Source organism: Autumnicola psychrophila (genome assembly GCF_031846645.1).
Lineage (GTDB): Bacteria > Bacteroidota > Bacteroidia > Flavobacteriales > Flavobacteriaceae > Autumnicola > Autumnicola psychrophila.
Genome location: NZ_JAVRHN010000007.1, coordinates 1 through 22,203, shown reverse-complemented (window position 1 = coordinate 22,203; position 22,203 = coordinate 1). Strand labels below are relative to the sequence as shown.

Annotated in this window: 21 protein-coding genes; 11 read left to right on the top strand and 10 right to left on the bottom strand. The window is 39.7% G+C overall.

Going from position 1 to position 22,203, the window contains the following annotated elements; all coding sequences use genetic code 11:
* Nucleotides 1–2 precede the first annotated feature (2 nt).
* From RM541_RS10230 to rimO, 9 genes are all read left to right on the top strand, one after another.
* Entirely contained in the window at nt 3–341 is a 339-nt protein-coding gene (locus RM541_RS10230) for an Hpt domain-containing protein (protein ID WP_311500067.1), read from the top strand.
* Entirely contained in the window at nt 341–1,591 is a 1,251-nt protein-coding gene (locus tag RM541_RS10225) for a competence/damage-inducible protein A (protein ID WP_311500066.1), read from the top strand. The genes RM541_RS10230 and RM541_RS10225 overlap by 1 nt, the downstream gene beginning before the upstream one ends.
* 147 nt (nt 1,592–1,738) lie before the next feature.
* Complete coding sequence (rpmB, locus tag RM541_RS10220; protein WP_311484497.1) at nt 1,739–1,978, top strand: 50S ribosomal protein L28; 240 nt, start codon at nt 1,739–1,741, stop codon at nt 1,976–1,978.
* Between the two features lie 25 nt (nt 1,979–2,003).
* Nucleotides 2,004–2,186, top strand: coding sequence for a 50S ribosomal protein L33 (gene rpmG / locus RM541_RS10215; protein ID WP_311484496.1), 183 nt, complete (start codon nt 2,004–2,006; stop codon nt 2,184–2,186).
* A 7-nt stretch (nt 2,187–2,193) separates the two neighbouring features.
* Entirely contained in the window at nt 2,194–2,346 is a 153-nt protein-coding gene (locus RM541_RS10210; protein ID WP_311493427.1) for a DUF4295 domain-containing protein, read from the top strand.
* A 133-nt stretch (nt 2,347–2,479) separates the two neighbouring features.
* Nucleotides 2,480–3,433 (top strand): signal recognition particle-docking protein FtsY, encoded by a 954-nt coding sequence (gene ftsY / locus RM541_RS10205; RefSeq protein ID WP_311500065.1) that lies wholly within the window; start codon nt 2,480–2,482, stop codon nt 3,431–3,433.
* 67 nt (nt 3,434–3,500) lie between these two features.
* Nucleotides 3,501–5,123 (top strand): amidase family protein, encoded by a 1,623-nt coding sequence (locus RM541_RS10200; RefSeq protein ID WP_311500064.1) that lies wholly within the window; start codon nt 3,501–3,503, stop codon nt 5,121–5,123.
* Nucleotides 5,123–5,398 (top strand): hypothetical protein, encoded by a 276-nt coding sequence (locus tag RM541_RS10195; RefSeq protein WP_311500063.1) that lies wholly within the window; start codon nt 5,123–5,125, stop codon nt 5,396–5,398. The genes RM541_RS10200 and RM541_RS10195 overlap by 1 nt, the downstream gene beginning before the upstream one ends.
* A gap of 222 nt (nt 5,399–5,620) precedes the next feature.
* A complete protein-coding gene (gene rimO / locus RM541_RS10190) occupies nt 5,621–6,973 on the top strand; it encodes a 30S ribosomal protein S12 methylthiotransferase RimO (protein ID WP_311500062.1) in 1,353 nt (450 codons plus the stop codon).
* A gap of 191 nt (nt 6,974–7,164) precedes the next feature.
* On the opposite strand, the gene RM541_RS10185 is transcribed toward rimO, so the two are convergent.
* The 8 genes from RM541_RS10185 to RM541_RS10155 all read right to left on the bottom strand — a co-directional run bounded on the left by RM541_RS10185 (nt 7,165) and on the right by RM541_RS10155 (nt 17,747).
* Nucleotides 7,165–8,223 carry a class I fructose-bisphosphate aldolase gene (locus RM541_RS10185; RefSeq protein ID WP_311500061.1) on the bottom strand — a complete coding sequence of 353 codons (1,059 nt, stop codon included), beginning with the start codon at nt 8,221–8,223 and terminating at the stop codon, nt 7,165–7,167.
* 41 nt (nt 8,224–8,264) lie between these two features.
* Complete coding sequence (locus RM541_RS10180; RefSeq protein ID WP_311500060.1) at nt 8,265–9,566, bottom strand: erythromycin esterase family protein; 1,302 nt, start codon at nt 9,564–9,566, stop codon at nt 8,265–8,267.
* Between the two features lie 87 nt (nt 9,567–9,653).
* Nucleotides 9,654–9,830 (bottom strand): DUF2459 domain-containing protein, encoded by a 177-nt coding sequence (locus RM541_RS17500; RefSeq protein WP_432264675.1) that lies wholly within the window; start codon nt 9,828–9,830, stop codon nt 9,654–9,656.
* On the bottom strand, nt 9,764–10,327 hold the full coding sequence (locus RM541_RS10175) for a DUF2459 domain-containing protein (RefSeq protein WP_311500059.1): 564 nt from the start codon (nt 10,325–10,327) through the stop codon (nt 9,764–9,766). Before RM541_RS10175 ends, RM541_RS17500 begins: the two co-directional genes overlap by 67 nt.
* 51 nt (nt 10,328–10,378) lie before the next feature.
* Nucleotides 10,379–11,074 carry a TVP38/TMEM64 family protein gene (locus tag RM541_RS10170; protein WP_311500058.1) on the bottom strand — a complete coding sequence of 232 codons (696 nt, stop codon included), beginning with the start codon at nt 11,072–11,074 and terminating at the stop codon, nt 10,379–10,381.
* A gap of 282 nt (nt 11,075–11,356) precedes the next feature.
* Nucleotides 11,357–14,188, bottom strand: a complete 2,832-nt coding sequence (locus tag RM541_RS10165; protein ID WP_311500057.1) for a M16 family metallopeptidase — start codon at nt 14,186–14,188, stop codon at nt 11,357–11,359.
* A gap of 29 nt (nt 14,189–14,217) precedes the next feature.
* The gene (locus RM541_RS10160; protein WP_311500056.1) at nt 14,218–15,174 is read right to left on the bottom strand and encodes a calcium/sodium antiporter; all 957 of its coding nucleotides are present in this window, start codon (nt 15,172–15,174) and stop codon (nt 14,218–14,220) included.
* Between the two features lie 95 nt (nt 15,175–15,269).
* Nucleotides 15,270–17,747 carry a M14 family metallopeptidase gene (locus RM541_RS10155; RefSeq protein ID WP_311500055.1) on the bottom strand — a complete coding sequence of 826 codons (2,478 nt, stop codon included), beginning with the start codon at nt 17,745–17,747 and terminating at the stop codon, nt 15,270–15,272.
* 188 nt (nt 17,748–17,935) lie between these two features.
* On the opposite strand from RM541_RS10155, the gene bshC reads away from it, so the two are divergent.
* A complete protein-coding gene (gene bshC, locus RM541_RS10150; RefSeq protein ID WP_311500054.1) occupies nt 17,936–19,549 on the top strand; it encodes a bacillithiol biosynthesis cysteine-adding enzyme BshC in 1,614 nt (537 codons plus the stop codon).
* 19 nt (nt 19,550–19,568) lie between these two features.
* Complete coding sequence (locus RM541_RS10145) at nt 19,569–20,933, top strand: pyridoxal phosphate-dependent decarboxylase family protein (protein ID WP_311500262.1); 1,365 nt, start codon at nt 19,569–19,571, stop codon at nt 20,931–20,933.
* A 242-nt stretch (nt 20,934–21,175) separates the two neighbouring features.
* Here RM541_RS10145 and RM541_RS10140 read toward each other — a convergent pair whose 3' ends face one another.
* Together RM541_RS10140 and RM541_RS10135 are read right to left on the bottom strand one after the other, a co-directional pair.
* Nucleotides 21,176–21,325 (bottom strand): hypothetical protein, encoded by a 150-nt coding sequence (locus RM541_RS10140; protein WP_311500053.1) that lies wholly within the window; start codon nt 21,323–21,325, stop codon nt 21,176–21,178.
* Between the two features lie 421 nt (nt 21,326–21,746).
* Nucleotides 21,747–22,067, bottom strand: coding sequence for a hypothetical protein (locus RM541_RS10135; RefSeq protein ID WP_311500052.1), 321 nt, complete (start codon nt 22,065–22,067; stop codon nt 21,747–21,749).
* Between the last annotated feature and the right edge of the window lie 136 nt (nt 22,068–22,203).

Here is a 22,203-nt window from a genome sequence, read left to right as displayed (position 1 = left end):
CTATGAGTAGCTATAACCTGGAAGAAGTTAAAGAAATGGCCGGTGGGGACGAAGATTTTATGAAAGTGGTGGTGCAAACTTTTCTGGAAGAAATCCCACCAGATGTAGAAGCAATGAAGGAGGCCATTGCTAATGGTAATGCAGGTCTTGCTTATCAATTCGCCCATAAAATGAAACCTAACCTTCAGCTTTTTGGTCTTAATTTGATGAACCAGATTCGCATAATCGAAGCCTGGTCCAAGGAAGGGAAAATGAAAGATGAAGTTCCTGAAGCGGCTACAACAATTTCTGAAAAAGTAAATGTTGCGAGTAACGCCTTAAAACAAGATTTTGACCTCTGATGACTGCTGAAATAATAACCATTGGTGACGAGATCCTTATCGGGCAAATCGTAGATACCAACTCTGCACATATTGCACAGGAACTGAATAAGATAGGAATAGCTGTTCATCAGATAATTTCAATTCAGGATGAAAAAGAACATATCCTTCAAACCCTCAGGGATTCAGCAGCAAGGGCAGAGGTGGTAATTATCACTGGAGGACTTGGTCCAACTAAAGACGATCTAACAAAATATTGCCTTTCTGAATATTTTGATGATGTCCTGGAGCTTAATGAAGATGTTCTGAAGAACATCGAGAAAATTTTTGAAAAAATTGAAAATGCCCAGGTTTCCGATTTAAATCGTGAACAGGCAATGGTCCCTTCGAAAGCTACCGTATTACATAACAAATATGGCACCGCACCAGGCTTGTGGCTAAAAAAGGATAAAACAGTTTTTATAGCTGTTCCGGGAGTTCCCTTTGAAATGAAGACACTAATGGAACGGGAAATCATTCCCAGGTTAAAGGAGGAGTTTAATAGGCCGTTTATTTACCACAAAACGATACGCACTTATGGATTGGGAGAAAGTGCGCTGGCAGAGCGCATTGAAGAATGGGAGAATAACCTTCCTAAAGACCTAAAACTTGCTTACTTGCCAGATCTTGGAAATGTGCGGTTACGACTTTCCGGAAAGGGTGAGAATGAAGAGGAATTAAAACTTTCTATAGAAAAGGAGTTTGAGCAACTTTATCCTTTATTGGAAGATATTATAGCTGATTCAGTTTCGGAAGATGATAATATTGAGGAGACAATAAGCAAATTGCTTTCTTCCAGAAATCAGTTCCTTTCGGCTGCAGAGAGTTGTACCGGCGGGGCTTTGGCAGCCCAGTTTACCCTTAATCCCGGAGCTTCTTCCTGCTTTAAGGGCAGTATCGTTTCTTATGCTACCCAGGCAAAAAAAGAAATTCTGAATGTGCCTTCAGAATTAATTGAAAAGTATAGTGTGGTAAGCGCTGAAGTTGCAGAGAAGATGGCAATGAATACAAAAGAGATGTTTAAATCTGATTATGCCATAGGAACAACAGGAAATGCCGGTCCCACAAAAGGTGAAAGTGATGCCGATGTGGGTACTGTATTTATAGGTCTCGCTACCCCAACTGGTGTATATTCTAAAAAATTTGTTTTTGGAAACAGCAGGGAGCAGGTGGTTCAGAAAACCGTAAATAAATCTTTCGAGTTGATTTTAAGGGAATTAACCCAAATTTAAGCAGGAATTGCATTTAAAAGGAAGTTTTTTAGCAGTATTTTTTCTGATATAATTCCTTTAAATAATTTTTATTTTAGGTTGCCTGTTATATAAAAAAATCGTTAATTTGCAGCCTGTTTTGAAATAACGAGTTTAAAGAATAGAGCAATGTCAAGAGTTTGTGAACTTACAGGTAAAAAGGCGATGGTCGGGAACAATGTTTCTCATGCAATGAATAAGACCAAGCGTAAATTTAATGCCAATTTGGTTAAAAAACGTTTTTTTATTCCTGAAGAGGATAGATGGGTTACTTTGAAAGTTTCAACATCTGCGCTTAAAAATATCAATAAAAAAGGCATCTCTGCTGTAATTAAAGAGGCAAGAGAAAAAGGATTCATGAAGAAATAAGTCCTAAGCAAAAAAACAGAACGAAATGGCAAAGAAAGGTAATAGAGTACAGGTTATATTAGAGTGCACAGAGCACAAGGGAACAGGAAAACCTGGAACCTCAAGATATATCACAACCAAAAATAAAAAGAACAGCCCTGATAGATTAGAGTTGAAGAAATTCAATCCTATCTTGAAGAAAATGACTGTTCATAAAGAAATTAAATAATTGAGTCATGGCAAAGAAATCAGTAGGATCAATCCAAACAGGGACAAAAAGATTAACCAAAGCAATTAAAATGGTTAAATCTCCAAAGACAGGTGCCTATACATTTGTTGAATCGATAATGGCTCCTGAGGACGTAAACGATTTTTTGAATAAAAAATAATCGGAAACTTTCCCATTGTATAGAATAAAAGCCGTCCCGATATCATCTGGACGGCTTTTTCTTTTTGTTTATATTTACACTTCATGTTCTGGAAATTTCTTCCGGAATTTCGTGATTCTAAACCTATCAAGAAATGAGTTTATTTAAGAAGATTTTTTCCAAAGAAAAGAAAGAAACGCTGGATAAAGGACTGGAAAAGTCCAAAAGTAATTTCTTCTCAAAAATGAGTAAGGCCGTAGCCGGTAAAGCAAAGGTAGATGAAGAGGTGCTGGATGATCTGGAAGATGTTTTGGTGAGCAGCGATGTTGGTGTGGCAACGACCATTAAAATTATAAAAAGAATAGAAGAGCGCGTGGCCCGCGACAGGTACCTGGGGACAGATGAACTTAACCAGATCCTGCGCGAAGAAATCGCCGGACTTCTTTCTGAAACCAATAGCGGTGAAGCTTCAGAAATTCATGTGCCTGAAAATACTAAGCCTTACGTAATAATGGTCGTGGGAGTTAACGGAGTAGGAAAAACGACAACTATCGGGAAACTGGCGCATCAGTTCAAGGGTGCCGGGAAAAAAGTGGTCCTTGGTGCGGCCGATACTTTTAGGGCGGCAGCGATAGACCAGCTTCAAATTTGGGCAGACAGGACGGGCGTTCCTATTGTAAAACAAAATATGGGCAGCGATCCGGCTTCGGTAGCGTTCGATTCGGTTCAGGAAGGTGTTAAACAGAATGCAGATGTTGTTCTAATCGATACCGCCGGGAGGTTACACAATAAAGTTAACCTTATGAAGGAGCTTTCCAAAGTAAAACGTGTAATGCAAAAGGTTATCCCAGATGCTCCGCACGAGGTTTTGCTCGTTTTAGATGGTTCTACAGGTCAAAATGCTTTTGAACAGGCTAAGCAATTTACGGCGGCTACAGAAGTTACCTCACTTGCGGTCACTAAATTAGATGGAACTGCCAAAGGCGGTGTGGTTATAGGAATCAGCGATCAGTTTCAAATTCCGGTAAAATATATTGGAGTAGGAGAGGGAGTAGAAGATTTGCAGGTTTTCAATAAGTACGAATTTGTAGATTCTTTCTTTAAATAGATAAATACAGTAGGTCGATAATTGCCATTTTTGAGGTACCGCTAAATTTGCTTTTACACAGAAATTAATGAAAAAGATCATTTTAGTTTTTTTGGCTTTTCTTGTACTTTCCTGTGCAGATAATAAGAAAAATGAAGCTGAACAGCCTGTTCAGGATACCATTAATGCTTCTGAAGAGCCAGAATACTTAGTTTTAGACTCAAAATTTATCAATAAGGATTCTCTTATGGCTCCTTTTGCTGAAGAATTGGCAAATTTCTCTGAAGAGCGTTATTCCGAAGTAAAACCACTGATTTTTGATCAGAATATTCCTGAAATTCAGAACGCAATACAGTCCGGAGCACTTACTTACGAAGAACTGGCACTTTTTTACCTAAAACGGATTCAGAAATTTGATAGAAATAATAGTCGGTCGTTAAATTCGGTCATTTTTCTAAACCCGAATCTTTTGAAAGAAGCCAGGGCAAAGGATCAGGCTAGTAATGAAGGTCAAAAACATCCAATTTTCGGTATTCCGGTGCTTCTAAAAGACAATATCAATACCGAAAACATGCCTACGACAGCTGGTGCGGTGGCACTTCAGAATAATCAGACAGATGATGCTTTTATTGTCGAAAAACTGAAGGAAAACGGTGCTTTAATCCTTGGAAAGGCAAATCTTAGCGAATGGGCGTATTTTTTCTGCGGAGAATGTCCCAGTGGTTATTCGGCAGTTGGAGGGCAAACTCTTAATCCCTACGGAAGGAAAATTCTGGACACAGGAGGATCAAGTTCGGGGAGTGCAGTGGCTGTGGCGGCAAATCTTGCTCCTGTGGCAGTAGGTTCTGAAACTTCAGGATCTATCTTATCACCTTCCAGTCAAAATTCAGTGGTAGGTTTAAAACCCACAATTGGTGTTTTAAGCCGTAGCGGAATTATTCCAATTTCGAGCACGCTGGATACTCCGGGACCTATTACAAAATCTGTAATAGATAATGCTATTTTACTTTCAGCAATGGCGGGAAATGATCCAGAGGATCCCACTACAAAAAATACTACTGTGGTTTCTGATTATTATACTTCTCTGGAAAATTCTTCTTTAGACGGAAAACGATTTGGTGCTATTGAAGGCTTAATGGAAGATTCGCTTTATGTGCGTGCTGTAAACGATCTCAAAAATGCAGGGGCAGAAGTAATTGTCTATAAAGCTGAAGAAATTGAACTGCCAAATTTTTTACGACTGCTCAATTTAGATATGAAGAAGGATCTTCCGGCTTATTTTCAGAATTATGGAGGGGAGTTGGAGGTTTCCAGTGTAGAGGATGTTTACCGTTATAATACTCAGGATTCACTCACAAGAGCGCCATACGGGCAATCTTTGTTTGAAGGAATTATGAAGGATTCTGCCACAGAACAGGAATTTACAGCCGTTAAAGATACACTCAGACTTAATGGAAGGGAATTTTTTGATGTTCCTATGCAGGAGCACAATCTGGATGCGATAATCTCGATCAATAATTATCACGCGGGCTATGCGGCGGTTGCACAGTATCCAGGTATCACCGTTCCCATGGGCTATGGCGAAGATGGCGCTCCCCGCGGGCTCACAATTTTCGCTAAACCGTTTGAAGAACAGCAGCTGCTCAAATGGGCTGGAGAATTTGAAACAGTTTCCCAACGCCGGATCTCTCCGGAAAATTACAACTATTAATGTCCAGACGAAACCTCGTTCTAATTTCTAAAATCATATTCTTCTATAGCGTCTTCTATATTATCATGAAGATAATTGCCCTTTTTGGAGGTGCATGGGTTTTGCCAAATCTTGTGCTAAGTATTCCTTATGTATTATTTGTAGCCGTTGGTGCCTATATGATGAAAACTGAAAAATATAGCTGGGCGTATGTAATTGCTGGTGTGATTGTAATATCCATAGTACGTTATTACGAAATGGAGTGGATGGTGGCACTTCAGCAATACTTCAATTAACATCAATTTTTTCTGCTGGGTTTTAATTACTGATTTTCAAACAACTGCATCTTATAAAAAGACTTTTCTTTGTTCTTTTTTCTTGCAGCACAACATTCTTAATTCCTTTGCGAGAGTTAAAGAGTTTTAATAATAGGTTGTATCTTTGCACCCGCTTTTAAAAGGTTAGTAATCACAGAATTCGTGATAATTAAGAAAAGCAGATAAATAGAAAATTTGAGTATGAGGACGAAGTCGATCAAGAAGAACAGGATTAATGTAGTAACTCTTGGCTGTAGTAAAAATGTTTACGACAGTGAAGTTTTGATGGGGCAACTACGTGCCAATAAAAAGGATGTAGTGCACGAGGAAGAGGGAAATATTGTGGTGATTAATACCTGTGGTTTTATTGATAATGCCAAAGAGCAATCGGTGAATACCATTCTTGAATTTGTAGAGAAAAAGGATCAGGGTGAGGTTGATAAAGTCTTCGTTACAGGATGTTTGAGTGAGCGTTATAAGCCAGATCTTCAAAAGGAAATTCCAAATGTTGACCAATACTTCGGAACAACAGAATTGCCCGGGCTTTTAAAAGCCCTGGAAGCCGATTATAAGCATGAGCTTATTGGTGAAAGATTGACTACAACACCAAAAAATTACGCTTACCTTAAAATTGCTGAAGGTTGCGACCGTCCATGTTCTTTTTGTGCAATTCCGCTTATGCGGGGTGGCCACAAATCTACTCCAATAGAAAATTTAGTAACCGAAGCTAAAAATCTCGCAGCCCAGGGAGTAAAAGAGCTTATTCTAATCGCACAGGATCTTACTTATTACGGACTAGATCTTTATAAAAAACGGAATTTAGCTGAACTTCTTGAAAACCTTGTGAAGGTGGAAGGAATCGAATGGATTCGTCTTCATTATGCATTCCCAACTGGTTTCCCGATGGATGTTTTGGATGTTATGAAGCGGGAGCCTAAAATTTGCAATTATCTCGATATTCCTTTGCAACATATTTCGGATGATTTGCTGAAGTCGATGCGTCGTGGTACAACTCATGAGAAAACGACCAATCTTCTGAAGGAATTCAGAAGCAGGGTTCCGGAAATGGCTATTAGAACTACACTTATTGTAGGATATCCCGGTGAAACTGAAGCTCATTTTCAGGAGTTGAAAGAATGGGTAAAGGAGATGCGGTTTGAGCGGCTTGGTTGTTTTACCTATTCTCATGAAGAAAATACGCACGCTTATAATCTTGAAGACAACGTGCCGCAGGAAGTAAAGCAGCAGCGTGCCAATGAAATTATGGAAATTCAATCCCAGATTTCCTGGGAACTGAATCAGCAGAAAATCGGACAGGTCTTTAAAGTTGTCATAGATCGAAAAGAGGGAAATTACTATGTAGGTCGTACAGAATCTGATTCTCCAGATGTTGATAACGAAGTTCTAATTGATGCTACTTCAGTTTATCTGAAAACTGCAGAATACTACGAAGTTAAAATTACTGAAGCTGCCGACTTTGATTTATACGGGGAAGCGGTAAACGTAAAAGCTGAAAAACCGGCCAGAAAGGTACTTAAGGTAAGGTCGGTTTAGACTTCCTCTGAAAAGAACATTCTGATACATTTCTCCTGCAAGGTCTTTTTTTGACCTTGTAGGATTAGATCTTGAATAAAAAAAGACCTACAAGGTTTTTAAAACCTTGCAGGTCGGGATAAATATTTTTTAAGACTCTTCACTTTTCACTACTCACTACTCACTACTCACTACTCACTATTCACATGAGTTTAAGCTACCGTAATTTTATCATTCAGATACACACTTTGTACGCTTTCCAGAATATCCACACCTTCTTTTAAAGGACGCTGAAAAGCTTTTCTTCCCATAATGAGTCCGCTGCCACCTGCACGTTTGTTGATAATTGCAGTTCTTACGGCTTCCTTATAATCTGATTCCCCTTTGGACCCGCCTCCGGAGTTTATCAAGCCAATTTTTCCCATATAGCAGTTAGCAACCTGAAGTCGGCAAAGATCAATTGGATGATCTGTGGTAAGGCTTTCGTACATTTCTTCATCATACTTGGCGAAATCAACTTCCCGGAAACCGAAGTTGTTGGTCGGTAGTTTCTGCTTAATAATATCGGCTTTTATGGTGACGCCAATGTGATTAGCCTGTCCGGTAAGATCTGCTGCGCTGTGATAATCATCGCTATTAGTTTTAAATTTGCTGTTACGGGTATAACACCACAAGATGGTAGCCATTCCCAGCTGGTGTGCTTCTTCAAAAGCTTCGGCAATTTCCTGAATTTGTCGGTTGCTCTGTTCTGATCCAAAGTAAATAGTGGCTCCTATGGCCGTTGCTCCCAGGTTCCATGCTTCTTTTACGGTTCCGTAGGAAATCTGGTCGTATTTATTTGGGTAAGTAAGCAACTCGTTATGATTGATCTTCACTACAAACGGAATTTTATGAGCGTACTTCCTGGAGTGAAGGGCAAGTGCACCAAAAGTAGATGCAACGCCGTTACACCCGGCCTCCAACGCCAGTTTAATGATATTCTCGGGATCAAAATAATCCTGATTCTTATAAAAGGAAAATGCGGCTGAATGCTCGATTCCCTGATCGATAGGTAGAATATTAATGTAACCCGTTCCGCCAAGATTTCCGTGGTTGTAGAGCTGAGCGAGATTTTTCAATACTTGCGGACTCCTGTCGCTTTCTCTAAAATTGTCTACGCTTTCCGGTCCCGGAATTTGTAGCCGCTCCTTCGGAATTTTTTTGCTGACGTGGTCAAGATAATAAGAAGCATCGTCTCCTAAAATTTCTGTTATTTCATTTAATTCTTTCATAGCTGTTCTGGTTTATTGTCGTAAATTCTTTTAGTTGTTGTTTATATTCCAAATGGATAAGTCTCTGGTGTGAGATCGCCTTTCGGTTTAATTTTTAAAGGGTGCAAAGCTTCGGTTTCATCAATAAACAGGAAAGCGTCGTAACGATCAGACATCCGGGAGGGGACATAATTGCCTCTTTCCCAATCGGGATGGTAAACGACACCTATTGCGCGATGGCCTATTTTTTCTGAAAAAGCTTCTTTTAGTTCGGGATTTTCATCAAAAATTATAAGTTTATCGGCAGGATCAAATTTATGGAGCTGTCGTTCCAGACTTCCCTCAATTCCTTTTGGCACTTTCATTTTCTGCATGGGAGCACCCCAGCTACTGCCCGCCATCACCGATCCTGAATACGATCCAAAACCTACCAGCACCACACCTTCATCGCTATGCTGTTCCCGCACAAGTTGCCCTACGTTAAGGAGTCCGCTGGCGGCCATTCGTGTAGCACGTGCGTCACCAACATGGGTGTTGTGTTCCCAAACAATCACTTTTGCATCAGGATCATGGTAATCCATTAAAGTATTTAGTGTTTCCACCATATGCCGGTCGCGCACGTTCCATGAGTCCTCCCCAAAACCTGCCATAGACTCATAATATTTTTCGGCATTGGCCATTACAAGCGCATTTATTTCCGCATTTAAATCGGCTTCCTCTTCGGTGTTATAATTATGAGCGTTATGCCGCACTTCTTTCAAAAGCTTTACGACTTCTGCTTTACAGCCTTCTTTTGCGGACTTAAATACAGATGCGTAAGAATCTTTTTCTTTATACGGCTCAAAACATTGAAAGGCATTTTTGGCAATTTTCGCAGTTTCAGGATCTTCTTTCTCCAGGTAATCAACAAGGATCTCCATAGAATCCCAGAGGCTGTAAACGTCCAGTCCATAAAATCCAATTTTCTTTTCGTCAATAATTTTGCTATTATGGTTTTTGAGCCAGGTTGCAAAAGCGGCAATTTCCCAGTTTGCCCACATCCAGGTGGGCCAACGGTTAAACTCCTTCAATACATCCTGGATATTTTCTCCGGAATTGAGATAATCTTTAATCCATTTATTAATCTTATAGCAATCTGGCCAATCACCTTCAACAGCGATAAATGAAAAACCTTTTTCTTCTATAAGTCTTTTCGAAATCTGCGCCCGCCAGGTGTAGTATTCATGGGTGCCATGGCTGGCTTCACCTAAAAGTACATATTTAGAGTTCCCGATCCTGTCCAGAAGAGGATCCAGATCTTCGGAATTTTCAAGTTTGTGGTAATATTTTTTTAATTCGGTATCATCAGTCTTCACAGAAATCATCTCACTTCATCTTTAGGTTACTTCCTGAAGTTAAGTATTTTAAAAAGGACTATTGAAATGAGGAGTTATAAAAAAATGATAAAAAGTCTAAGGGTAATGGTAAAAAATGCCTTGGGTAAAGGGAGTCCAAAGACAGGCTTTCATTTTGGAATTTTTCAGTCCGCTATTTATCCAGGTGTTACAGGTCTTAAATGGATTTAAAGAACCTTTGGCATAGTAAAATGCATCGCGGGAGTTGTAATGAAGATTTGGTACAGGCCGAATATTCCGTTTTCATCCAGCTCAAAGCTATTGTGGAAATATTCGACAAGTTCAGCATATTGTTCTTTGCTAATGGACAATGCAACTGTATTTTCATTTTGAAGAATTACTTTATGTAATTCCACGTGTAGTGCTGCCGGTGTATCCAGAAAAAGGGAATTAAAGGCGGTCTTTAAAGTAAGATCTTCCCACTGCGGGGTAGTCCTGTAAAATTCGAGATCGCCCCAACCAAACCCAATGTACTGGTAATCTTTGGGAGAAGTGCCAAAATGTTCTTCTTTTATTATTTTGTTCCAATCCCAAAGATCAGATTGAATAGGAACTGCCAAATCTGTATGTGCGCCGTTGGAAATAAGATAGACTGGTATTTCCTTTTCTGTATTTGTCTTCTGATTATTCACCGGAATGAGACTTCCAGTTACTGCCAATATCAGGTAGATGAAGAATGGGAGTAAAAAGATAAAAATGCCATTCCGGAGGTAGCGTAACAACTTCTTCATAGAACGGATATTAATTTTCACCAACGGCAACTGACATCCGTTGCCTTCAAGTTAATCATTTGCTTTATTTTTCCTACGTTTCTTGTAGTCAATAAGGATATAAATTACGTAAGCGATAATCCCCACGCCGCCAATCCAGTACATGCCGTTTTCCAAAGTTGAAATATCTTCGGAAAAATAACCAATGGCTATAGATAGGGGAAGCATTCCGCAGAAAGTAGCCAACATAAATTTCTTGAATTTCATTCTAAGCATTCCTGCAATAAAACTTATGGAATCGTTGGAGAGTAACGGAGAAATTCTAAAAAGGATGACAGATCCAAAAGCGTAATTATTAATCCAGAAATCCATTTTTTCCAGTTTGTCTTCTCCAACTACTCCTTGTAAAGGTCCCTGTAATTTTATGCCGATATAATATCCAATTGCAGAAGCTAACATAACACCGGTTAAAGAAATAAGGACTCCCAGCCAAAGACCATATGCCATTACTGCAACAATTACAGGTAACCAGGAAGGAAAAACAATTAGGAACATTTGTAAAATGATAAATACAATAATGGCTAAAGGACCCCAAACTCCAAATTTTTCAAAATATGCCTGTGTTTCTTCAGTATTACCGCTAAGGATCACAGCTACAGTCTCATCTATAAAATCCTTAAAAGCCGGGAATACAAAATATGCAGCTACGAGACAGGCGAGAATAAATCCGGAAAGGGCAAAAGAGGAATATTTTGAGAATTTCTTCAATCTATAATCTGAACATTCTAAGTTGTCTTCATAAAAATAATAAAACTTCTTATGTAGAGAACTTATACAGGAAATTCTTAACAGTTCAGGTAAAATATTTCTTATAGAAATTTGAGAAAAAGTGTGCCGCAAAAAATGCCAATTATCGACCAGCTTTAAATTAAAATACAATATTTGCCATTTATGAGGTATGACTTTTAGAAGCCGGTTTTTATATTTTCCTGTTCTTCCGTGTCATCAAGAAATGACATTAAATAAAAAAAATTTATAATAGAAAATAATTTATTTAGCAGATGGATCTAATAAAACAGGTTTTCCATAGCCAAGTACCTCAAGTTGGTCAAGCTGAGTTTCAGCGTCGCCAACAATCAGGTAGTACATTTTATCGGGATCAATATATCTTTTAGCTAAGTTCTGAATTCCTTCAACAGTCATTTCTTCCACCAGTTTTTCCCGTTGTTTTACGTAATTCTTATCCAGATTGTAATTGTTGATATCACTTAGCATGTCCAGCTTAGAATTTAAAGTTTCGAACTTTCTGGCATTACTTTTTATCATATAACCTTTAGTAACTTCCAGATCATTCCGGTCAAAATTTTCCGGATACTTTTCCAGGATTTCTTTTATCAGTAAAGCAGCTTCGTTGGTAATATTGGAGCGCACTCCTGTGGAGATCATAAAAGGACCGGTATTTTCATCACCGTAAAACCCGGAACGAATTCCGTAGGTATAACCTTTTCCTTCCCTTAATTCCTGTGTAAGCAGGGAAGCAAAACTTCCGCCACCAAGTCGGTAATTCATTACTTCTGCAGGATAAAAGTCTTCATCTGTTGCAGCTAATGCCGGAGTCCCGAACCTGAAAACCGACTGTTTTGCACCCGGGACGTCATAAAAATATACCTGGGCTTCTTCCGGTTTTTGAGGTTCCGGTATTTCCGGAAAACGGAAATTTTTAACCGGCCAGTTAGCTCCAATTCCTTTTAGCGGATCCACAGCCTCTTTTTTATCCAGTGCACCCACAACCATAAAGTCAGAACTTAAAGGGGAGAGGTAGGTATTATAGTAACTTTTCAGGTCTTCCATAGTAATACTTTCCACGGAAGCTTTTGTGCCGAGAATGTTATGGGAAAGGATATTTTCCGGACCGTACACCAATTTCTTAAATTCATTGCTCGCAATGCTGTTTGGGTCAGCTTCCATTTGCTGAATCCTGCTTAGCACTTCCTGTTTTGCCAGCTGAAACTCTTCTTCATCCCAACGCGGCTCTAGGAGGATTTCTTTTACGAGTTCCATCGTTTCCTCATAATTCTTGGCCAGGGTACTTCCGCTTAAGGTAATTCTTTCGTCACTGGTGTTAACGTCAATATCAGATCCCAAAAGTTCTATGGCTTCTTCCAGCTCCTGCGGAGTTTTATCCTTTGTTCCTTTTGTCATTAATTCTGCTAAAAGGTTAGAGACTCCCACTTTATCAGGATCTTCCAGCATCAGGCCGCCCTTCATTTGCAAAGCGAATTTCACAAGAGGAACTTCTGTATTTTTAATCCCGGAAAGGCTTAATCCGGAAGGTAAATTAGCTTCCCAGACTTCCGGCTCAATTAGCTCTGGTTTTGAGCTGTAGGGAGGTTCAGTACTTCTGTCGAAAGTTGTCGGCGTCTTTTCGTAAGCGACATCTTCATTTAAATCGATATCGCCTTCAGCTCCTTCCACGATTTGCTCTTCCACAATTTCAGCTTCTTCAGAGCCTTCTAAAGCAAGTTGGACCTGTCCCTTCGGAACAAAACTAGTCGCGACATAAGGTTTGTTCTTAATGTATTTCTCATAAACCCGCATCACATCTTCCGCAGTTACCGAAAGTATTTTTTCGACTTCCTTGTTGATGTAATTGGGGTCGTTGGCGAAGATTTCATACTGAGCGAGCTGAAAGCCTTTCCCTAAAACGCTGGAAATACTATTGTAGAAATTGCTTTCCTGCCCTGCTTTTATTCTTTTTAAATCCTTCTGCGGAATACCTTCTTCTTCAAATTTTCTGAAGGTTTCTTCAATGGCTGCCTTTACAGCATCCAAATCTTTACCATCATAAGCTCTTACCTGAAGCATCAGCTGCCCGGTCAGTTCTGAAGTGTAATTGAACATATTCACTCTTCCCGTTAGCTGTTTGTCTGCTACAAGATTCTGATAAAGCGGCGCATTTTTTCCGTCAGAAAGATAACTGGCGAGCAATTCCAGGGCATAAGAATCTTCGTGGTAAGAATAGACCGACGGCCATGCAAGTGTTAGTTCCGGCAAATTAGCGAAATTATCTTCGTAATATAACTTCTTTGTTTCAGCCAGAGTCCCAGGTTGTTTTTCCTGCCTTTGCATCTCGTCACCACGTGGAATTTCATCAAAATATTTATGAACCCATTCTTTAGCTTGTGCTTTGTCAAAATCGCCGGCAATAGTCAGCGTTACATTATTGGGAACATACCATTTGTTGTAGAAATCTTTTACATCCTGCAGAGTAGCGTTCTGAAGGTCTTCCAGAGAACCAATTACCTGCCAGTTATAAGGATGGCTTTCTGGATATAGATTTTTATCGATTACATACATCGTGTGGCCGTAAGGAGCATTGTCTACACGTTGTCTTTTTTCATTTTTCACAACCTCTTTTTCCTTCGCGAGTACGGGTTCAGTTACCGTATTGATAAAAAAACCGAGTTTATCTGCTTCTGCCCAGATCATTTTTTCCAGGGCATCATTGGGTATGGTCTGGAAATAGTTCGTCCTGTCCCTGCTGGTAGAACCATTTGCCCCGCTTCCTCCAATACGCGCACTCATTTTATCGAGTCCGCCTTTTCCAAGATTTTCAGATTCAAGGAAGAGCAAATGTTCAAAGAGATGTGCAAATCCTGTGCGGCCTTCTTTTTCCCTTGCAGAACCTACATGAGCAGTTAATGCGACGGCAACTACAGGATCAGATTCATCTACGTGCAAAATAACATTCAATCCGTTTCTTAAAGTAAATGTTTCAAAATCGACATTAAATCTGGTTGATACATTTTGCTGATCCTGAGCGGAAACATTTCCGAAGATCAAGGCTATAAAAAGAGTAAAGAATAAATTTCTGATATTCATGTGGTTTTAATCTTTTGTTTTAGCAGATTTTATGCTACCACGAGGTAGCTAACGTAAGCAATATATAATCCCAATAATAAAATTCCTTCCCAGCGTTCCAGTTTTCTTCCTTTTCCGGTGAAAATAAAAATGAAAAGGAGCAAACCTGCTGCGATATTGACGAAAATATCAAAAAACGCACCATCATTCAGATAGAGCGGAGCAACGGTGGTAGAAATGCCCAGAATCAGGAAAATATTAAAAATATTAGATCCTACTACATTTCCTATTGCAATATCCACGTTCTTCTTTCTTACAGCAATAATAGATGTGGCAAGTTCCGGCAGCGAAGTTCCAATAGAAACCACGGTAAGACCAATCACTCTTTCTGAAAGTCCTATAACCTCTGCAATGCCTACTGCACTGTCAACTATTAACCTGCCGCCAAGTATAAGACCGGCCAGGCCAAGGATCATAAAGACAACAGCCTTTCCGGTAGTATAATCTTTGGTCTCCATTTCTTCCTCTTCTCCACCTGCTTTTGCCATGGTTAAATTGTACACAAGAAAAATTGCAAAGAACAGAAGTAAAACAATCCCTTCAGACCTGGAAATAATATTATCTGGAGTGCCATCGAGTAAAACATCGGCTGATATTACAAGGACACACACAGCTGCAAGGAGGCTTAAGGGTATTTCTAACCAGGTGGTGTTGGTTTTAACCGTCAATGGATAAATAATAGAAGCAATTCCCAGGATTCCCAGGATATTAAAAATATTACTACCCAGCACGTTACCCAAAACCATTTCGGTACTACCGCTAACCGCAGCAAAAAGGTTCACCACCAGTTCCGGAGCAGAAGTCCCGAAGGCAACAATGGTTAACCCGATAACAATATTGGGAATACCCATTTTTACGGCTACACTGGAGGCTGCATCTACAAGCTTTGTTGCACCAAAAATGAGGGCTGCAAAGCCACAAACCAAAAGGATGATGTCTATAAACATTATATGAATTTCTGGTGTAAATATATCATTCAGAAATGAATTTTAGTCTTTTATTTTAAGCATGGTTTCAGCGGAAGAAGAATCATTTATGCTGACTAATTATTTACAAAAAAGAGGGAGTTCACAAAGAAAAGTTTTCCGTTTTCCCAGAAGGATCTGAAAAGCGGATTATCTACCAGGTAAATTATGCTTCCGTTGCCCAGGCTCTCTTCTCCAAAAACAACAGAATCTTTCAGGTTTTGCTGAGCTTCAATTCCGGCAAATCCCGAAACTATTTCCGGATCCTGAATGTAAGCAACGTTATACCCGTCATTCAATAAACTGTAACTGTCACTACTCAGTTTTAAGCTGAAATAGCTGTCACTATATCCAAAGGCCATAGGATGGGTATTGTCCACTTTTGTTTTTACAATGCTTCCGGTGATCAAATTTTTGATGCTTTCCCTTTCCCGCTGATTATAAGGAATAAGATTTCCTGATGCTGTAGAATCTTTCGGCTTTTGGGCTTCATTTTCCTTCAACTGAAAATTTTCCTTTCCGCTAAAATAACCTACAGCTTCGCCAATCGCGATTAGTTTTCCACCATTACGGATCCACTCTGTAATATCTTCCAAAACGGTTTCTGTAAAGACTTCTTCATAATAGCCTTCAGGTAGTACCAATACATCAAATTGGGCAAGATTAATTTCATCAAAGTAATCTGTATCAATTCGCGTAATTGGATAATTCAGGTCCTGCTCAAAGAAATACCAGATCTCACCGTAATTAAGGGAAGAGGTATTTTCTCCTTTAAGAACCGCAATTCGTTGTGGGTTTACCAGTTTCACGTCCGGTGATCCAAAATCGGGGCCGCCGGTGGCAAAGCTGCTTTTAGCGGTAAGAAGTTGTCGGTTATATTGGTTGGCAATTTCCACTACTTTTTGATCAAAATTTTCAGTGGAGCGGTTATCGCTTTTTGTGATGATAAGGCTTCCGTGGTCAAACTGCTGACCCTGACTTTCAAAAGGAACTTCTGAAAATCTCACCCTGATATCCTCTTTTAAAAGTGCAGCCAGAAAACGTGCATCCTGCATACTGTTCCATTTGGAAATATACCCTGCTCCCGAAGGATTTGCAGTGTTTTCAATGTTCTTTTCCGGAGTAGTAATGGCAGTAGAAATACTGCGCGGGCTTGCAATTGCTTCCAGTCCATAGGCATAAGGAATGCTCCAGGCAGTGATATCATAAGTAAGCGAATCGACCAGTTTGGTGGCCGGTTCAAAAAGCACTTTTACCATTTTGCCTTTTGGCTGGTCGCTGCTTACCACAAGCGTTTCTTCTGTTGCATTAGTAGTGCTGCTTTGGCCACTACTGAAATTAAATCCTCTGATTTTCTGATTTTCCGCATTTTGATATTTTATCTCATGCCTGTCCAGGAGCTGCTTAACAGCTGCGATTTTATCCGGATTTCCGCTAAGGGCATAGCTGTTATATTCAAATTCTTCTTGATTGCTGAAGAACTTATTGAATTCCGCATTTAGTTCCTGAGCGTTTTGTGAAGCCACTTCAATAGTAGAAAGTCCGGTGGTGAAGTGGTGGGCAATTCTGTCCTTTAAAGTCAGGATTTCTCCTTCATCTGTTTCTATTCCCAGTCCGGCGCGGCTATGTCCCGCCTGCTCAAAGGTCATCCCGATGGCGCCGAGATAAGTGGGATAAGTGTCGCCGTAGCTAGGGTAGAGAAGATCGAAACGTTCTTTGGTAAAAAATAGCCAGCCTTCTTCATCAAAATATGCAGCGTTATTTTTGCCAATTTTCGTCTGAAATTCCCGCTGAAAAGGAGTGATTACTTCGTGAAAAGGCTCTGCAGCAGGCGCAAAGTAGTATGGATCATTTATTCCCTGTTCATGAAAATCTACATGAATATGCGGCATCCACTGATTATAAATTTTAAGTCGCTGTTTGGTTTCTATCTGTGTTGCCCATGCCCAATCGCGGTTAAGGTCAAATAAATAATGATTAGGTCGTCCTCCCGGCCATGGTTCGTGATGTTCTGTAGCAGCCTGGGCGGTGTTAAAAGGTTCAGCTTTTACCTGGTTGTACCAGTTTACATAACGGTCCCGTCCATCAGGATTAACAGCGGGATCAATAATAACCACAGTATTTTCCAGCAATTCCTGTTTTTCTGTAATTAAAGAATAAAGCGTAGCCATGGCCGCTTCTGTACTGGAAGCTTCGTTGCCATGCACATTATAACTTAGCCAGATAATTGCCATTTTTTGACCTGGATTATTTTCTGCATTTAAAAGTCCGGCGTTTTCCAAGTGACTTTTTCTGATATTTTCCAGGTTCTGAAGATTTTCTTCGGAAGAAATTATCGCATAGGTCAATGCGCGGCGCTCGTAAGTTTTACCATAAGTATGGTATTGCACCAGCGGGGAATTTTCAGCAACGTGTTCAAAGTAATTTACCACATCGTTATGTCGGGAAAATTCTTCGCCCAACTCATAGCCGAGAAATTCTGCAGGCGATTGCTGCGCATTGGAAAACTGAAAGTTTATTAGTAGAAAAACGAATAGTAAAAATAGCTGCTTCATTTAAAAGAAGATCTGGTTAAAATTTGGGTAAAGATACTGCAGGCGATGAAAATGACGGAATCTGTTCAGTATTAAAAATGAAAAATTGGAAGTTGAAGAGCTTTCTGGTGTTAATAAAATCCTAAAAAAGGAAGAATTTACATTAGTGTGCAAAACACCTTATCTTTACAAAAAATTGATCTCAGCGCATGCCATCAGATTGTATTTCCTATTCCGAAACAAATTATTTTACCAGCTTAATTTTGGATTATCTGTCTCAGAAAACAGATGTGCACAAATATTATAACCGGTACCCTGAAATTGGCAATTTTCGGGATCAGATAGAGGAGAAGAAGGCTTCTTTTTCTTCGGAAAAAAGACAGGTTCTAGTGAAGGCGTTGCAAAAGCAGTACGATAATGTGGAAATTTCAGATGCCACCGCAGAAAATATAAAGTCGCTGGGAGAAGACAATACCTTTACCGTCACAACCGGTCACCAGTTGAATTTATTTACCGGACCTTTATATTTTCTTTACAAGATCGTTTCCGCTATTAATCTTACAAAAATTCTGAAAGAAAAGCATCCGGAATATAATTTTGTGCCGGTTTACTGGATGGCTACAGAAGATCACGATTTTGAGGAAATCAACTTTTTTAATCTGAAGGGTAAAAAGTTCAAATGGAATTATGCTGATAAGAAAGCCGGAAAAACAGCCGTTGGATTTTTAAGTACCGAAGGTCTTCAGGAAGTTTTTAATCTTTTTTCTGCAGAAATAGGAGTCGGGAAAGATGCAGCTTTTCTGAAGGAATTATTTGAAAAAGCTTATCTGCAGCATAATAATTTAACCGACGCAACACGTTATTTAGCAAATGAGCTTTTTAAAGACTATGGACTCGTAATCCTGGATGCACAGGAGAAGGAATTGAAAAAGGAATTTATTCCTTACGCAAAAAATGAACTTCTGGACCAGCTTTCCCATAAGAACACTTCTAAAACTCTTGATGAGCTAAATAAATCAGGATATACTGTTCAGGTTAATCCGCGGGAAATCAACCTTTTTTATTTGACGGAAGATTACCGGGAAAGAATTATAGAACGGGAAGGGAATTATTTTGTGCACGAAAGAGAGGATATTAAGTGGAGCCGGGAGGAAATGATTCGGGAACTGGAAGAAAATCCGGAGCGTTTTAGTCCGAATGTTGTGATGCGGCCTTTGTATGAGGAGGTGATTTTGCCAAACCTCTGCTATATTGGCGGTGGTGGTGAACTTGCATACTGGCTGGAATTAAAAGAATATTTCAAGGCCGAAAATGTGCCTTTTCCGATGTTGCTTTTGAGGAATTCAGCTTTAATCCAGACTGAAAAACAGCAGAAGAAGCGGGAGAAGTTGGATATTTCCAATAAAGAGCTTTTTCTGAAGCAGCACGAACTTATTAATAGAAAGGTGCGAAAAATCTCAAATATCGACATCGATTTTTCATCACAAAAAGAGCAGCTTGTACAACAGTTTCAGCAGATGTATGATTTAGCTGAAAAGACTGATAAAACCTTCCTTGGAGCCGTAAAAGCTCAGGAAGTAAAGCAGTTAAAAGGGCTGGATCACCTGGAAAAGCGACTTCTGAAAGCGCAGAAACGTAAATTAAAGGATGAGGTAGCCAGGATTGCCAATCTTCAGAATGCACTTTTTCCCAATGGCGCCTTACAGGAACGCCAGGCGAATTTCTCTGAATTTTATGCTGAATATGGCCAAGCGCTTATTCCTGCGCTTATCGAGCATCTTAATCCTCTAGACGAAAATTTTAAAATTTTGACTTTTGAATAAAGCTGAGAATACAAATAAAATGCATACCATAGATATGGACCTGGTGGAAATGACGCTGGACGTTATGAAGTACACTATAGACCGTATCTCAAATATTACTCCCACTATGGGAGCGCCTAAAAAAGAAGAAGAATTGTTCAGGCTGGTGGGTAAAACTATTACTCCTGAAGGAATTGGAGGCGAAAATGCCTTTAAGCTTTTTAGAGATGTACTGGTAAAAGCCACTGTGCCTATTGACCATCCACGCCACCTGGCTTTTGTGCCGGCAGCACCTACAAGGGCAGCAATTATGTTCGATTTGGTGACTTCGGCTTCCAGTATTCATGGAGCTTATTGGATGGAAGGTGCCGGCGGAATTTTTTGTGAAAACCAGGCGATGAAATGGTTGGTTTCCCTTACCGGATTGCCCGATGGCGCTTTTGGAGTTTTTACGAGCGGGGGAACTGCCGCTAACCTTTCGGCTATGGTGGCTGCAAGAGAAGAATGGCGCGCCCGCAATTCAAAAAATATAGGAGTAAAAGCTTTGATGCTTACTTCCCACGGTGCCCATAGCTCTATCCAGGCAATGGCAAAGGTGATAGATGCCGATGTGGTGATGATCGATATTGAAGAGGAAAAGCTTACAGGCAGGGAGCTGCAGAATGCCATTGATGAACTTGAAGAGAAGGACAGGAAACGACTTTTTGCCGTAGTGGCAACAGGCGGTACCACAAACGCCGGGATTATAGATGAGCTAAATACAATTGCTGATGTTTGTGAAAAGGAAGATGTGTGGTTTCATGTGGATTGCGCTTATGGGGGAGGAGCCCTTGCGGCAAACTCTGTCCGGCATCTGTTCAACGGTATTGAAAGAGCAGACAGTATTACGATAGATCCTCATAAATGGCTGTTTTCGCCCTATGACTGTGGCGCGGTGATTTACAAAAACCTCGAGCTGGCAAAAAATGCGCACCAACAGGAAGGCTCTTACCTGGAAATATTTCAGGATGAAGGGGCACAGGGCTTTAACCCGGCAGATTATCAAATTCAGCTTACCCGAAGGGTTAGGGGAATGCCTTTGTGGTTTTCGCTTGCCATGCACGGAACAGAAAAATATCGTTGGGCAATTGAACGCGGAATAGAACTCGCGCAAATAGCCGCCAGAAAAATAGAAGCACGGGAAAACCTGGAAATGGTAAGACCAACAAGTCTTTCTGTAGTTTTATTCCGAAGAAAAAATTGGTCTCCGGAAGAATATAAGGAGTGGACGTATAGGAATCATCGTAATGGTTTTGCGCTGGTAACACCCACAAAATGGAAGAAAGAGAGCGTTGCCCGCTTCTGTTTTATTAATCCTGATACGACAGAAGAAGATATCGATAAGATCCTGGATACGATGGAGTAACAGAGAAGCGAAGTAGAAACATAGGATTGAACCAAAGTAAAAATAGCGAGGGTCGAAAATTGACAATTTTCGACCCTCGCTATTTTTCGAATAAAACAATATTATTTAAAACCCGATTCCAATTCCATTGGAATTATAGGAATTTGCACTTGTTTACTACAGGATAATGGACGATATTGTTGAAATAATGGCAATTATAGGAAGTCAGGATCTAAATAAGCTCTTATAGTTTGAGAACTGGTTTACACACTGTCGCGTAGCACTTTTATTTCTTCCAGGAAATAGCAAAATTCATGTCGTGTCATTCCAATTTTTGGATAATAAGAAATAGCATCGGGTGCAACAAGTAAAATCAGTTTCGCTTTTGGGGGGTAATTTTGAAGTACCCCCATTTGTTAGGACAGCTTTTCAATCTATTCTACATGCAATTTTTGATAGCTCTTTAAAGTCTTTTCTTACCTCAGCTAATTTATATTTTAACTCAATATCATGAGGGCTGAGTGATAGTTCTAATTCTATGTTTTTTATCCTCATTTGGTCTATTAGAAAATGAATTTGCATCATATGATTTGGTAATCCAATGCAGAGCTCAAAATGTTCTAGCTTTTTAAAATCAATAATTCCTAATATACTTTCAAGTGAATCCAACGTCTCATGAACCGCATTATATAAATCCTCAAACTTAGCATTCGCTTCGACATCAAATCTTAGTTCTGGAATTTCATGATCGGTTTTATAGTCTTTTTGAAAATAAGACCAGTAAATTTCGTTTTCAGATAGGATTTGGTCAATTTGATTTTTGTCTATTCGTAATTAAGTCTCGTCAAATTTAGCTTCATGATTTGACTTAAATTGTTTCAGTATTTCAACAGAAAATTTTTGTGGATTACTATCAATTTCTTTATGGTGCCTGTAACAGAGGAACATCAAATTATCAAAGGAGTTGTTTTGAATAATTGCATGATTTCTGTTATGCCTAGGACCGTTCTCAGAAACTCCCTCAAGGTGACACAAATTAGCAATATAGAGGTTGTTTTGATCGAAAATGGGGTGATCGCAGCCATCAAAGGCACATTTATTCCCTGTCTTTGAAAGTAATGCTTTGATTGTGTCTATATGAATTTTTCGTTTCATTAAAATATTGTTGCCAAAGGTTCGGCTATGAGTAGTTGCGTGGGTTAGCACTTAATTTTGCAAGTACACACCGAACTGAAAATTCGAGAGGATTTTCAGAAGTAGGCGAGAACAAGCAATTACTTATAGGAGCCAT

Coding starts and splice junctions, on each gene's coding strand:
- RM541_RS10230 (WP_311500067.1), top strand. CDS start 3: ATGAGTAGCTATAACCTGGAAGAAGTTAAAGAAATGGCCGGTGGGGAC.
- RM541_RS10225 (WP_311500066.1), top strand. CDS start 341: ATGACTGCTGAAATAATAACCATTGGTGACGAGATCCTTATCGGGCAA.
- rpmB (WP_311484497.1), top strand. CDS start 1,739: ATGTCAAGAGTTTGTGAACTTACAGGTAAAAAGGCGATGGTCGGGAAC.
- rpmG (WP_311484496.1), top strand. CDS start 2,004: ATGGCAAAGAAAGGTAATAGAGTACAGGTTATATTAGAGTGCACAGAG.
- RM541_RS10210 (WP_311493427.1), top strand. CDS start 2,194: ATGGCAAAGAAATCAGTAGGATCAATCCAAACAGGGACAAAAAGATTA.
- ftsY (WP_311500065.1), top strand. CDS start 2,480: ATGAGTTTATTTAAGAAGATTTTTTCCAAAGAAAAGAAAGAAACGCTG.
- RM541_RS10200 (WP_311500064.1), top strand. CDS start 3,501: ATGAAAAAGATCATTTTAGTTTTTTTGGCTTTTCTTGTACTTTCCTGT.
- RM541_RS10195 (WP_311500063.1), top strand. CDS start 5,123: ATGTCCAGACGAAACCTCGTTCTAATTTCTAAAATCATATTCTTCTAT.
- rimO (WP_311500062.1), top strand. CDS start 5,621: ATGAGGACGAAGTCGATCAAGAAGAACAGGATTAATGTAGTAACTCTT.
- RM541_RS10185 (WP_311500061.1), bottom strand. CDS start 8,223: ATGAAAGAATTAAATGAAATAACAGAAATTTTAGGAGACGATGCTTCT.
- RM541_RS10180 (WP_311500060.1), bottom strand. CDS start 9,566: ATGATTTCTGTGAAGACTGATGATACCGAATTAAAAAAATATTACCAC.
- RM541_RS10175 (WP_311500059.1), bottom strand. CDS start 10,327: ATGAAGAAGTTGTTACGCTACCTCCGGAATGGCATTTTTATCTTTTTA.
- RM541_RS10165 (WP_311500057.1), bottom strand. CDS start 14,188: ATGAATATCAGAAATTTATTCTTTACTCTTTTTATAGCCTTGATCTTC.
- RM541_RS10160 (WP_311500056.1), bottom strand. CDS start 15,174: ATGTTTATAGACATCATCCTTTTGGTTTGTGGCTTTGCAGCCCTCATT.
- RM541_RS10155 (WP_311500055.1), bottom strand. CDS start 17,747: ATGAAGCAGCTATTTTTACTATTCGTTTTTCTACTAATAAACTTTCAG.
- bshC (WP_311500054.1), top strand. CDS start 17,936: ATGCCATCAGATTGTATTTCCTATTCCGAAACAAATTATTTTACCAGC.
- RM541_RS10145 (WP_311500262.1), top strand. CDS start 19,569: ATGCATACCATAGATATGGACCTGGTGGAAATGACGCTGGACGTTATG.
- RM541_RS10140 (WP_311500053.1), bottom strand. CDS start 21,325: ATGGGGGTACTTCAAAATTACCCCCCAAAAGCGAAACTGATTTTACTT.
- RM541_RS10135 (WP_311500052.1), bottom strand. CDS start 22,067: ATGAAACGAAAAATTCATATAGACACAATCAAAGCATTACTTTCAAAG.